We start from the raw sequence: 12,098 nt of genomic DNA, 5'->3' as shown, positions 1-12,098 counted from the left end.
ATGTTTTCGGGCCCCTCTACCCCACCGGGGGCCCGGGGGGACCGGGCCCGGGGGGGGGGTGGGCGGTGAAAGCCTCGACTACGGCAACCACCCCGGGGCCGCCCCGTTCGGGGCCGGCCCCGGAGGCGGCCGGCGCGGACCCCTGTCGGGTCCACGCCCACCGGCCGAGGGCCGTCCCCCTCGGCCGGAGTTCTGCGGCGGGTCAGTCCTGACCGGCGATCCGCGCGAGGCGCCGCGCCTCGTCCCGTGTGGAACGGGCGATGGCGTCCTCGTCCACAAGCAGCAGGCGGCTGTCCTCGACGACCGGACGGCCGTTCACGAGCGAGAGGGTGACCGGCGCGGCGGCGCCGAGGACGAGCGCCGTCACCGGGTCGGCGATCGAGGCGTGCGCCAGGGTGTCCATTCTCCACAGCACGAGGTCGGCGAGCTTGCCGGCCTCCAGGGAGCCGATCTGGCCTGCCCGGCCCAGGACTTGAGCCCCTCCGTAGGTGCCCAGGCGCAGTGCCTGACGGGCGTTCAGGGCGGCCTCGCGGTGGGCGCCCAGCCGGTTGACGAGCAGGGCGTTGCGCAGCTCGGTGTGGAGTTCGCCGGACTCGTTCGACGCGGTGCCGTCGACGCCGAGGCCGACCGGGACGCCGGCGGCGAGCATGTCGGGGACCCGGGCGATGCCCGCGGCCAGCCGGGCGTTGGAGGAGGGGCAGTGGGCCACACCCGTCCTCGTCCGGGCGAAGGCGGCGATGTCGGAGTCGTTCATGTGGACGCAGTGCGCCATCCACACGTCCTCGCCGAGCCAGCCGGTCGACTCGAAGTAGTCGGTCGGGCCCATGCCGAACAGTTCCTTGCAGAACTGCTCCTCCTCCACGGTCTCCGAACCGTGCGTGTGCAACCGTACGCCCTTGCGGCGCGCCAACTCGGCGCCCTGCTTCATGAGTTCGGTGGAGACGGAGAAGGGCGAACAGGGCGCGACGGCGATCTGGGTCATGCTGTCGAAGGAGGCGTCGTGGTGCTCGTCGACGGTCGCCTCGGTGGCGGCGAGCGCCCCTTCGAGGGTCTCGACGGCGAAGTCCGGGGGCAGTCCGCCGTCCTTCCGGCTGCGGTCCATGGAGCCGCGGGCCAGGGTGAAGCGGACTCCGGTCTCGCGGGCGGCCCGGATGATCGCGCCGGACAGGTCCCCGGAGCCCTCGGGGAAGACGTAGTGGTGGTCCATGGCGGTGGTGACGCCGCCACGGGCCATCATGGCGAGGGAGCCCTGGGCGGCCACGTAGGCCATCCGCTCGTCGATGCGCGCCCAGGTCGGATAGAGCGCGACGAGCCAGTCGAAGAGGTTGTGGTCCGTGGCGAGGCCGCGGGTGATCCACTGGTAGAAGTGGTGATGGGTGTTGACCAGGCCGGGGGTGGCCAGGTGCCCGGTGCCGTCGACGCGGCGGACCACGTTCTCCAGGTTCTCCGGGGCCTTTCCGGCACCCACCGACTCGATCCTGTTGTCGGCGACGACGATGTGCCCCGAGGCGTACTCGGTGTCGCCCGCGTCCACGGTCGCGATGGCGCAGTTCTCGATGACGATGCGCTGGACTGGCACTGCGGTTCCTCGTTCTTCCGGATCGGCGGACGGACCCGGCGGCCGAGGGGGTGACGACCGGATCTGTCGTGGCGGTTCTGGGGCGGACACGGCCTAGAGGTTGGTCAGGTCCACGGGGATGCGCGGCTCGCGGCCGTCGCGCAGGACGGTGCCTTCGATGAGTCCGTACGGGCGGTCGGCCGCGAGGTAGACCTCGTTGTCGTTCTCCAGGCCGAACGGTGTCAGGTCGACCAGGAAGTGGTGCTTGTTCGGGAGCGAGAAGCGGACCTCGTCGATCTCGTCGCGGTGGTCGATGATCCGCGCGCCCATCGCGTAGAGGGTCTGCTGGAGCGAGAGGGAGTAGGTGTCCGCGAAGGCCTGGAGCATGTGCTTCCTGACCTCGTCGTAGGACTTGTCCCAGTCGGGCATCGTCTCTTCGTCGCCGGTCCAGTTGAAGCGCCAGCGGCTGGAGACCTGGGTGGCCAGGATGCGGTCGTACGCCTCCGGGAGCGTCGTGTACCTGTCCTTGACGTAGCCCCAGAACTCGGAGTTCGTCGAGTTCATCACGACGAGGTCCTTCAGGCCCGAGACGACCTCCCACGTCTCACCGTCGTAGGTGATCTGGGTGACGCGCGTCTCCTGGTTCTTGCGGACGAAGGAGTGCCTCGGCTCGTCCGCGCCGGCGGCCCGGGAGGCGGCGTCCGGGGCCTCGATGCGCTTCCAGGCGTACTCCTCGATCCGGATGCGCGCCCGGTGGATCGGCTCCTGGGCGGTCACGAAGTGCCGGGCCAGATGGATGCCGAACCGCTCGGCGGACTCGATGCCGTGCTCCTTGGCGAACGCGTACACCGTGTTCTTGGTGGTGTCCGTCGGCAGGACGTTGGCGTTGGAGCCGGAGAGGTGGACCTCGTCCATGTCGCCGCTCAGCGCGACGGACACGTTCAGGTCCTTGATGTGGTGCGTGGCGCCGTCGCGGGTGATCCGCACGACTCGGTTCTCGGCCTTGCCGTACTGGTTCTGCCCCAGGAGCACCGGGCGGCCCTGGCGGGAAGGTTCGGTCATGTCTGCTAGCTCCCTCGGTAAACGGAGTAGCCGAACGGGTTGAGCAGCAGCGGTACGTGGTAGTGCTCGCCCGGCCTGACGGCGAAGGTGATCGTCACCTCGGGGAAGAACGTCTCGCTGTCCCGATTCGCGGGGGCGTCCTGCTGCGCATCGGCTCGCTGTGTCGTTGTCGCCGGATCCTGCTCGAAGTACCGCTCGACCTCGAAGTCGAGCCGTACGTGGGTCGTGCCCTCCGGCAGCGCCGGAAGGTCCCTGCACCGGCCGTCCGCGTCGGTCGCGGACCCGCCGAGCGCCCGCCAGTCGCCCTCGCGCCCCGCGCGGGCGGCGAGCCGGACCGCGACGTCCCGGGCCGGGCGGCCCACGCTGGTGTCCAGGATGTGGGTGGACACGGAGGCCGTGGTGTCGGTGCTCATGCCTCTTCTTCCTGTACGGGGTCCGCTGTGAGTTCTTCCTGCACGGGGTCCCTCACGAGACGGCCGAGCCGGATGCGGTTGATCTTTCCCAGTTCGACGCGGACGATCTCGCGCTCCCGCCCGGCCGGGTTGCCGATCCGCTCCTTGACCGCGTCCCGCATCTGCTCCCCGGTCCGGCCGGTGGCGCAGACGAGGAAGACGTGGCCGAACCTCTCCTGGTAGGCCAGGTTCAGTTCGAGCATCTCCTCCTTCAGCTCCGCGGAGGCGCCGGCCATCCCGCGCTGTTCGCGCGAGGAGGCCGGGTCGCCGGGCTTCGGCCGTCCGATGGGCGGGTGCCCCGCCATCGCCTCCGTCAGGTCGGCGGTGGCGAGGCCCGCGGTGGCGGCGTCACTCTCGGCGTACAGGTCCTCGGCGGTGGCGTAGGGACGGGCGGCGAGCAGCCTTTCGGCCCACGTCCGGGAGGCGCACACCTCGTGGAGGACGGCGAAGGCCGCGGACTCCTCAAGGGTGTTGAGGCGGGCCAGGCCGCCGGATGCCGTTCTCGACTCCATGGGAAGCCTCCGTGGCCGTGTGCTGGACGGGCTGCGGACAGCTAACGCCCTCGGCGATGCGACGTCAACACTTTGTTGAAAACTTCGGGTTACGGGAGGTGACGAAAGCCGCCGCCCGGTCGTCCGGGCGGCGGCGGGGTGGCGGCCGGTGACACCTGCCGCCCGGAGGCGTGTTCGCGCCGGTCAGGCGCCCTTCTCGCGGTTCAGGTAGTTGTAGACGGTGAACCGGCTCACGCCGAGCGCGCTCGCCACGGTCTCCACACCGTGCCGCACGGAGAAGGCCCCGCGGGCTTCCAGTATGCGCACGATCTCCTGCTTGGCCTTGCGGTCGAGCTCCGCGAGCGGCATGCCCCGCTTGCGCTCCAGGGCGGCGAGGATGTGGTCGAGCGAGTCGGCGAGCTGAGGCAGGCGCACGGCGACGACGTCCGCGCCCTCCCAGGACAGGACGACGTCGTCGACGCCGGCCTGCCCGGGCGGCAGCATCTCGCCGCCCATGGCGTCGACCAGCGGCTTGACCGCCGCGACGAAGGGGTCGTCCGCGATTCCGGTCACTTATCGCCCTCCCCCGCCGCCCCGACGACGTTGACCTGGAGCGAGACCCGGGTGGCGCCCGCGTCCAGGACCTGGCGCAGCAGCGCCTCGACGGCGGTGAGCACGGCGTCCGCACCGCCTTCCGCGGTGTTGCCGAACGGGCCGACGTCCACGGCGTCCAGCTCGGCCGCCTCGATGACCTCACGGGCGACCAGGGCGTGCCGGGGGGCCTCGTCGAGATCGAAGGGCTCGGTCGTGAACTCCACTCTCAATCGCACGGGCTCAACCTACTGCCCGCCGCGGCCGCCCCGGCAAGCCCCCTGCGGCCGGAGCGGGCCGCACCCACGGCTTTCCGCCGGGACCCCCCTTGACAACGCCGACGACCCCACTGCAATCTTCCATTAAGCAGAAACAAATTTCCGCATTACGGAAAGGAGAGCGGACCTCATGGGATTCGCGGACCAGCGCTTCAACGTCAATCTGTCGATCCTCTTCACGGAACTCCCGCTGCTGGAGCGCCCGGCGGCCGCGGCCGCGGCGGGCTTCACCGCGGTCGAGCTGTGGTGGCCCTGGGTCGACTCCCCCACCCCCGAGCGGTCCGATCTCGACGCCCTGAGGACGGCGATCGAGGCCGCCGGTGTCCGGCTGACCGGCCTGAACTTCTACGCCGGCCGGCTCCCCGGCCCGGACCGGGGCGCCCTGTCCCTGCCCGGCGAGGAGTCCGAGCGGTTCCGGGCCAACATCGATGTGGCCGCCGGTTTCGCCGGCTCGCTGGGCTGCACGGCGCTCAACGCCCTGTACGGCAATCGCCTCCCCGGGGTGGACCCGGACGAGCAGGACGCGCTGGCGCTGGAGAACCTGGTCCTCGCGGCCCGGGCCGCCGACCGGATCGGCGCGATCCTGCTCGTCGAGGCCCTCAACGAGCGGGAGTCTCCGGACTATCCGCTGGTGAGCGCCCCGGCGGCGGTCGCGGTCGTCGACAAGGTCAACGCGGCGACCGGCCTCGGCAACACCAGGTTCCTCATGGACCTCTACCACCTCGCCATGAACGGCGAGGACCTGCCGCGGGTGATCGCCGCCTACGCCGGCCGGACCGGGCATGTGCAGATCGCCGACAGCCCCGGACGCGGCGCGCCGGGCACCGGCGCGCTCCCCCTCGAAGAGCTCCTCGACCAGCTCGCCGAGGCCGGATACGCCGGCTGGGTCGGCCTGGAGTACAAGCCGGGCGACCGGCCGAGCGCGCGGGCGTTCGACTGGCTGCCCGCCACGGCCCGGGCCGCCCGCTGAGCGGCACCCCGACGAAGCAGCAGATTTCCCAGAGAGGCACCCTCATGAGCGACAACCTGCCCAAGGTGGCGTGGATCGGGCTCGGCATCATGGGCTCGCCCATGTCGGAGAACCTGATCAAGGCCGGGTACGACGTCACGGGCTACACGCTGGAACGGGACAAGCTGGAGCGCCTGGCCGCCGCGGGCGGCACCGCCGCCGGTTCGATCGCCGAGGCCGTACGGGACGCCGACGTGGTGATCACGATGGTGCCCGCCTCCCCGCAGGTCGAGGCCATCGCGTACGGTCCCGACGGCATCCTGGAGAACGTGCGGCCCGGCACGCTGCTGATCGACATGTCCTCGATCACCCCGCGGACCTCGGTGGACCTGGCCGAGGCCGGCGCCGAGGAGGGTGTCCGTGTCCTGGACGCCCCGGTGTCCGGCGGCGAGGCCGGGGCGATCGAGGCGGTGCTGTCGATCATGGTCGGCGGTGACCACGCTGACTTCGACGAGGCGGAGCCCCTGTTCGAGGCGCTCGGCCGGACCATCGTGCGGTGCGGTCCGCACGGCTCGGGCCAGACCGTGAAGGCGGCCAACCAACTGATCGTGGCCGTGAACATCCAGGCGTGCGCCGAGGCCGTGGTCTTCCTGGAGCGCTCCGGCGTGGACCTGAGCGCCGCGCTCGACGTCCTCGGCGGCGGTCTGGCGGGCTCGACGGTGCTGGCCCGCAAGAAGGACAACTTCCTGAACCGCGACTTCAAGCCGGGCTTCCGTATCGACCTGCACCACAAGGACATGGGCATCGTCACGGACGCCGCCCGCTCCGTGGGCGCCGCGCTGCCGGTGGGAGCCGTGGTCGCCCAGCTCGTCGCGAGCCTGCGCGCGCAGGGCGACGGCGGCCTGGACCACTCCGCGCTGCTGCGCGCGGTCGAACGCCTCTCCGGCGCCCGGGTCTGACCGGGCACCTCGAACGTCCGGGCCGTGGCGGCGCCGACATCTGTCCTGTCGCGCCCAGGCGCCGCCACGGTCCGGATCCGCGTTCGGAGAGCTGAGCTCCCGGACCACGTCACGAACGGCCCGGATGAGGGGTGGCCGTAGCGGACACGGTCCGGGCGGGTGAGGACCGCGGCGGCCCGCGAGCCGGTGCGGTGGTGAAGGATCCGGTTCCCCCTTCTCGACCTGAGGGAAGGGTGACTCCGGTCCGTCGCGACCGCCGCGGTCCCAGCCACACATCGGCTGCGGCCACGCCCTGGCTCCTGCCGGATCCCGGCTTCGGCCACGCCCCCCGAGGACCCCGTCCGGCGGCGCGAACGTACTGTCGCGCCCAGCCTCGCGCCGCCGGACGGCACCAGGCCCGGGGCCCGTGACCTGTGGCCCGTGGGCCCCTGGCCCGTGGCCCGCAGAGAAGCCTCGTGCCCGGCTCCGGGTGCGGATTCCGGTCGCGGCCAGCAGCCTTGGACCATGGACGCTGACGGCAGGGAACTCCCCAGGATCGTGGTGCACACACCGGGTCTGGACGGGTCGCGGCGGGTCACCGAGGGCGACCGGGTACTCGGCATCGCGTACCACCTCGACGACGTGGTCGAGATCCTGCGCCAGGCGGACGTCGACCTCGACGTGATCGAGGTCGAGGAGAGCGACATCATCGACTGGCAGGGCGGCGGCCCGGACGACTGGCCCGGCCTCTCCGAGCACACCGAGGTCTGAGGGCCGTACGTAGTGCGCGCCGGACAGCCCGTCGGGGCCCTTGATCCACGAGCCGGAACGGGCGCCGAACGGACCCCGTTTATACGCATGCGGGCGTAGGACGCCTACGGAACCCTCAAATCAACCTCTGAACACCGCCCCGGGGGCTTCACCTGCCGCCGGAAAAGGCACATCCTCGGCACACGGGGCCCGCCGGCACGGGGGCGGCGGGTCCCGAACGGGGGCACGGGGGAAGCACCATGAGCGGAAGCGCGGCGGTCGGGCCTGGGCCTTTGACCGTCGCGCTGCTGCGTGGCGGGCCCCGCGCGGCCGTGAAGGTCGCCGTGGTCGCCCTGCATCTGCGGGGCGCGGTGGCCCCGGGCCCGCCGGGCACGATACGGACCTCGAACCCGTCCCCGGGGGCATCCTTCACGTCGAGGCTCGCCCTGGAGAAGGCCGTGCGCGGATCCCTCTATCTCCCGGCGGGAGTGCGGGAGTTGATGGACCGGCCGCGGGTGCGACGGGCGCTGGCGGAGCTGCGCGGCGAGGCCGCAGCGGCCGGACTGCTGCGCCGCCTGCCCCCGCACCGGACGCGCGCCGCCCGGCAGGTCCTCCGGGAGCTGCGTGCCTCGGTCCCGCTTCCCGCCGGACCGGAGGGCCTGTCCCCGGCCGAGGTCCTGCTCGCGGTCGCCCTGCACGGCGATGCCGCCCTGACCGTACTGGTGCCGCGCTTCACCGAGGCCGCCGGCCTGAAGGGGCGCGGCGGCCCGCAGGAGCGCGGACTCTCCCGGAGCGGCGACGTGGGGGGCGACGGCTTCACCGGCTGCGCGGGCGGCTGGGGGGCTTGACCCTCCGTGCGGTGACCGCCCGCGGATTCTCCAGGAACGGCAGGACATGCCGGAGGAAGAGAGCTGGGCGTTCGTTGTACGGCTCGTGGGCCGTGGGCAGCCGGACACTCGATGTCCCCGCGGGCAGGACGCGTCGGGCCCGGCGGCCGTCGAGGAACGCGGGGACGACGGGATCGCGGCTCCCCCACAGCAGCAGGATCGGTACGCGGAGGGCGGCCGGGTCCACGAGGCCGAAGTCCGGGTCGGCGAGACCGCGCCAGAGCGCGCAGTGGACCGCCAGTCTCCGCTCGTCCTGCGGCAGCCGGCGCGCCCGGGCGTACGTCTCCCGTGCGCTCGGGGTGCCCAGCCGGCCCAGATAGGCGCGGGCCAGCGGGACGACGAGCCGGCGGGCACGGGCGGGGCGGCCCATCACCTCGCGGCAGAACCAGCGGGTGAGCGCGGTGTGCCGGGTGAAGCCCGCCGGGTCGACCAGGACGAGCGCGCTCACCGACGCCGCACGGGGGCCCTCGGCGAGACGGCAGGCGACATAGCCGCCGACGCTGTTGCCGAGCACGGTGAGCTCCCGCACGCCGTGCTCCTCGGCCAGCGCGTCGATCACCCGCTCCGCGACCCCCACCAGTCCCTCGGGGGTGACCCGCCCGGGTTCCGGGGCGGTCGAGTCTCCGTACCCGGGCCAGTCCACGACGAAGGTGCGGTACCGGTCGGCGAGGGCCGGGAGCACGGCGTCGAAGTCCCGGCCGTCCCCCGGGTTGGCGTGCAGGAGCAGGAGAGCGGGCGCGTCGGACGGGGCCGGGGCTCCCGCCGGCCGGGCGCCGGGAAGGGGGTCGAGGCAGCGTACGGCGATGTCGCCGAGGGGGGTGGGGACGGTCATCCGCATGGGGCGAGCATGCCGGACCGGCCCGCTCCTGGGAACAACGCGCCTGAGCGGCGCGTCACTTGGGGCGGGCCGCCCGGCACGCGAAGGGAGGCCCCAGCGCCCGAGGGAGAGACCCCGCCACGCGAAGGAGAGGTCCCCGCACGCGAAGGAGAGGTCCCCGCATCCGAAGGGGAAGGTCCGGGCACGCGAAGGAGAGGTCCGGGCGCACGAAGGAGAGGTCCGGGTCAGACCTTCAGTGTCCTGATGGCGGTAGGCGCATGGCTCGGCTCGGTGGCGATCTCCTCGAACTCGACCACGTTTCCGATGTCGTTGGTCCTGCTCATGGCGATGTTGGTGACGCGCTCCAGGATCGCCTCGACGACGACGGGAACCTGGAACTCCGCGGCGAGCTTCCTGGCCCGCTCGAAGGCGGCGCCGAGCTCGCCCGGGTCGGTGACGCGGATCGCCTTGCAGCCGAGGCCCTCGACGACCTTGACGTGGTCGACGCCGTAGACGCCGAGCTCAGGGGAGTTGATGTTCTCGAACTCCAGGTTGACCTGGAAGTCGATGTCGAGGCCGAGCTGCGCCTGCCGGATCAGACCCAAGTAGGCGTTGTTCACCAGGACATGGACGTACGGGATCCTGTGCTGGGCCCCGACGGCCAGTTCCTCGATCATGAACTGGAAGTCGTAGTCGCCGGAGAGGGCGACGACCTGCGCGCCCGGGTCGGCCCTGGCGACGCCGAGCGCGGCCGGGATCGTCCAGCCGAGCGGCCCCGCCTGGCCGCAGTTGATCCAGTGGCGCGGCCGGTAGACGTGCAGCATCTGGGCGCCGGCGATCTGCGAGAGACCGATGGTGGAGACGTACCGGGTCTCCGGGCCGAAGGCCTTGTTCATCTCCTCGTAGACGCGCTGCGGTTTGATCGGGATGTCGTCGAAGTGCGTCCGGCGCTGGAGGGTGGCCCGCTTCTCCTGCGCCGAGGCGGCCCACGCGGAGCGGTCGGGCAGCGCGCCCGCCGCCTTCAGCTCCCTCGCGACCTCGACGAAGAGTTCCAGGGCGGCCCCGGCGTCGGAGGCGATGCCGAAGTCCGGGGCGAAGATCCGTCCGAGCTGGGTGGGTTCGATGTCGACGTGCACGAAGGTCCGGCCGGCCGTGTAGACGTCCAGGTTGCCGGTGTGGCGGTTGGCCCAGCGGTTTCCGATGCCGAGGACGAAGTCGGACTCCAGGAAGGTCGCGTTGCCGTAGCGGTGCGACGTCTGGAGGCCCACCATGCCCGCGTTGAGCTCGTGGTCGTCGGGCAGGACGCCCCAGCCCATGAGCGTCGGGACGACCGGGGTACCCGTCAACTCGGCGAACTCGACGAGGAGTTCGGCGGCGTCGGCGTTGACGACCCCGCCGCCGGCCACGATGAGCGGGCGCTCGGAGGCGTTCAGCAGTCCGATCGCCTTCTCGATCTGGGCGCGGGTCGCGGCGGGCTTGTACGCCTTCAGGGGCTCGTACGCCACGGGGTCGAACTCGATCTCGGTGAGCTGGACGTCGATGGGCAGGTCGACCAGGACGGGCCCGGGGCGACCGGAGCGCATGAGGTGGAAGGCCTGCTGGAGGACTCCGGGAACCTGCGCGGCCTCCAGCACGGTGACGGCCATCTTGGTCACCGGGCGCGCGATCGAGGCGATGTCGACGGCCTGGAAGTCCTCCTTGTGGATCACCGCGGTGGGCGCCTGGCCGGTGATGCACAGGATCGGGATCGAGTCCCCGCTCGCGGAGTACAGACCGGTGATCATGTCGGTTCCGGCGGGGCCCGAAGTACCCACGCAGACACCGATGTTGCCCGGATGGGTGCGGGTGTAGCCCTCCGCCATGTGCGAGGCGCCCTCCACGTGCCGGGCGAGGGTGTGGCTGATTCCGCCGGACGCCTCGAGCGCCGCGTAGAAGGGGTTGATCGCCGCGCCCGGAACGCCGAACGCGTCGGTGACGCCCTCGCGCTTGAGGATCTCGACTGCCGCGCGGGCAGCGGTCATACGAGCCATGGAGTACTCCTGCTTCGGCTGTCGGATTCGCGCTCCCGTCGCGCCCCGCGGAGAGCCCTTGATCCCACTTCTTATTCCGCATTGCGGAAACTAACTTCTGCTATCTGGAAGCAATGTAGGTGTCGGGGCGGGGAGCGTCAAGGGCGGGGGGTGCACGGGACCGGGGCCGGCGCGCGGGAGCGGGCCGGTGCGCGTCGCGGCGTTTGGCTGCCGGAGGCCGCCCGGCAGGAGGACGATGGACGCGCTGTCCCGACGTGAGTTCCTGGAGTGGGCCATGGCCGAGAGCGTGCCGGTGCGGTGTCCGGCCTGCCGCCGCGAGCACCTGTACGCGGCACCGTCCTACCCCTGTGTGTGCGGATCGCCCGTGACGGCCCCGCTCGACCACCTCGCGGAGGCGACCCCCGTCACCCACCGCGCGTGGGACGAGGAATGGACGACGGTCAGGTGCGACACCTGCGGCCGCGGGAGTCAGTGGCCGCGGCCCGAGCTGGGCTGCCCCTGCGGAACGACCCTGCGCATCCCGCTGCGAACCGCCCCGGTCCAGGAGACCGGACCGGTCGCCCGCCGGGCCGACGACGGGGAGGCCGGGGCCGGCACACGCCGGGACGGGGAACGGGATCCCGGGGTCGAGGTCCCCGAGGAGAGAAACCAGGAATCCGGGGCCGGCACACGCCGGCACGGGGGCCGGGAAGCCGAGGCCGGCGCACGCCCCGACGGGGACCGGGAAGCCGGAGCCGACACACGCCGGGACGGGGACCGGGAAGCCGGAGCCGACACCTCTGAGGACAGCGGCCCTGAGGGGGACTCGGACGGCGTCCCCCGCGCGGGGCTCGGGCAGTCCGGCCATGACGGCGGGACCGGCCGGAGGCCCGCGTTCCGGCCGGTCGCCATTCGTACCGCTCGCGACGCCGTCACCGCCGCCGCGCTGTATCTGGGCTGGCTCGGCTACCGCGACATCCGGCGCGCCGACCAGCGGCCCACGTCCGGGATCGGGCTCGCCGCGCGCGGCGTCCTGGCCCAGGTGGACCCCACCGTGCGGCCGGCCTCGCTGCGCGACGTGGAGTGTCTGTGGCTGACGGCCATGACGGAGTCGGCGAGCTGCGTGTTCTTCTCCCTGGCCGGCTACGCCGAGGACGCCCGCGCCCGCGCCGACACCCTCGGCGTCCCCCTCTTCGTCCTGGACCTCACGGGCACACCGCAGCCGGTGAACAGCCCGGCCGACGAACTCATCGCCGTCCCGGACTGAGCACCGGGCACGAAACCGGGCATCGGCGGCGGCGCAGAAGGCTCGGGTA

Annotated in this window: 13 protein-coding genes; 5 read left to right on the top strand and 8 right to left on the bottom strand. The window is 72.2% G+C overall.

Going from position 1 to position 12,098, the window contains the following annotated elements:
* Positions 1-202: 202 nt before the first annotated feature.
* The 6 genes from ACFXGX_RS29515 to ACFXGX_RS29490 form a co-directional block, all read right to left on the bottom strand.
* Positions 203-1,579, bottom strand: a complete 1,377-nt coding sequence (locus ACFXGX_RS29515) for an 8-oxoguanine deaminase (protein ID WP_384796786.1) — start codon at positions 1,577-1,579, stop codon at positions 203-205.
* A gap of 93 nt (positions 1,580-1,672) precedes the next feature.
* Positions 1,673-2,620 carry a factor-independent urate hydroxylase gene (pucL, locus tag ACFXGX_RS29510; protein WP_384796783.1) on the bottom strand — a complete coding sequence of 316 codons (948 nt, stop codon included), beginning with the start codon at positions 2,618-2,620 and terminating at the stop codon, positions 1,673-1,675.
* Positions 2,621-2,625: 5 nt separating this feature from the next.
* Entirely contained in the window at positions 2,626-3,033 is a 408-nt protein-coding gene (gene uraH / locus ACFXGX_RS29505) for a hydroxyisourate hydrolase (RefSeq protein ID WP_351861082.1), read from the bottom strand.
* Positions 3,030-3,584, bottom strand: coding sequence for a 2-oxo-4-hydroxy-4-carboxy-5-ureidoimidazoline decarboxylase (gene uraD, locus ACFXGX_RS29500; protein WP_384796779.1), 555 nt, complete (start codon positions 3,582-3,584; stop codon positions 3,030-3,032). Before uraD ends, uraH begins: the two co-directional genes overlap by 4 nt.
* A gap of 183 nt (positions 3,585-3,767) precedes the next feature.
* Positions 3,768-4,136: a helix-turn-helix domain-containing protein gene (locus tag ACFXGX_RS29495; protein ID WP_384796776.1), complete on the bottom strand. Its 369-nt coding sequence runs from the start codon at positions 4,134-4,136 to the stop codon at positions 3,768-3,770.
* The gene (locus tag ACFXGX_RS29490; RefSeq protein ID WP_326784753.1) at positions 4,133-4,393 is read right to left on the bottom strand and encodes a hypothetical protein; all 261 of its coding nucleotides are present in this window, start codon (positions 4,391-4,393) and stop codon (positions 4,133-4,135) included. Before ACFXGX_RS29490 ends, ACFXGX_RS29495 begins: the two co-directional genes overlap by 4 nt.
* A 169-nt stretch (positions 4,394-4,562) precedes the next feature.
* On the opposite strand from ACFXGX_RS29490, the gene ACFXGX_RS29485 reads away from it, so the two are divergent.
* The 4 genes from ACFXGX_RS29485 (at position 4,563) to ACFXGX_RS29470 (ending at position 7,917) form a co-directional block, all read left to right on the top strand.
* The gene (locus ACFXGX_RS29485) at positions 4,563-5,402 is read left to right on the top strand and encodes a TIM barrel protein (protein WP_384796773.1); all 840 of its coding nucleotides are present in this window, start codon (positions 4,563-4,565) and stop codon (positions 5,400-5,402) included.
* 44 nt (positions 5,403-5,446) lie between these two features.
* A complete protein-coding gene (locus ACFXGX_RS29480; protein ID WP_384796770.1) occupies positions 5,447-6,340 on the top strand; it encodes a 2-hydroxy-3-oxopropionate reductase in 894 nt (297 codons plus the stop codon).
* Positions 6,341-6,844: 504 nt separating this feature from the next.
* Positions 6,845-7,090 carry a hypothetical protein gene (locus tag ACFXGX_RS29475; RefSeq protein ID WP_384796767.1) on the top strand — a complete coding sequence of 82 codons (246 nt, stop codon included), beginning with the start codon at positions 6,845-6,847 and terminating at the stop codon, positions 7,088-7,090.
* A gap of 239 nt (positions 7,091-7,329) precedes the next feature.
* Entirely contained in the window at positions 7,330-7,917 is a 588-nt protein-coding gene (locus ACFXGX_RS29470) for a TIGR04222 domain-containing membrane protein (protein ID WP_384796764.1), read from the top strand.
* Here ACFXGX_RS29470 and ACFXGX_RS29465 read toward each other — a convergent pair.
* Positions 7,886-8,794, bottom strand: coding sequence for an alpha/beta fold hydrolase (locus tag ACFXGX_RS29465; RefSeq protein WP_384796761.1), 909 nt, complete (start codon positions 8,792-8,794; stop codon positions 7,886-7,888). The two genes, ACFXGX_RS29470 and ACFXGX_RS29465, sit on opposite strands and share 32 nt — an antisense overlap.
* 224 nt (positions 8,795-9,018) lie before the next feature.
* The gene (gene gcl / locus ACFXGX_RS29460; RefSeq protein ID WP_384796758.1) at positions 9,019-10,803 is read right to left on the bottom strand and encodes a glyoxylate carboligase; all 1,785 of its coding nucleotides are present in this window, start codon (positions 10,801-10,803) and stop codon (positions 9,019-9,021) included.
* A 235-nt stretch (positions 10,804-11,038) separates the two neighbouring features.
* Here gcl and ACFXGX_RS29455 point away from each other — a divergent pair, with 235 nt between their 5' ends.
* Positions 11,039-12,049 (top strand): hypothetical protein, encoded by a 1,011-nt coding sequence (locus ACFXGX_RS29455; protein WP_384796755.1) that lies wholly within the window; start codon positions 11,039-11,041, stop codon positions 12,047-12,049.
* The last annotated feature ends 49 nt before the right edge of the window (positions 12,050-12,098 follow it).

The sequence above is a fragment of the Streptomyces sp. NPDC059371 genome, from assembly GCF_042751995.1.
Lineage (GTDB): Bacteria > Actinomycetota > Actinomycetes > Streptomycetales > Streptomycetaceae > Streptomyces.
This window is presented reverse-complemented; position numbering and strand designations above follow the sequence as displayed.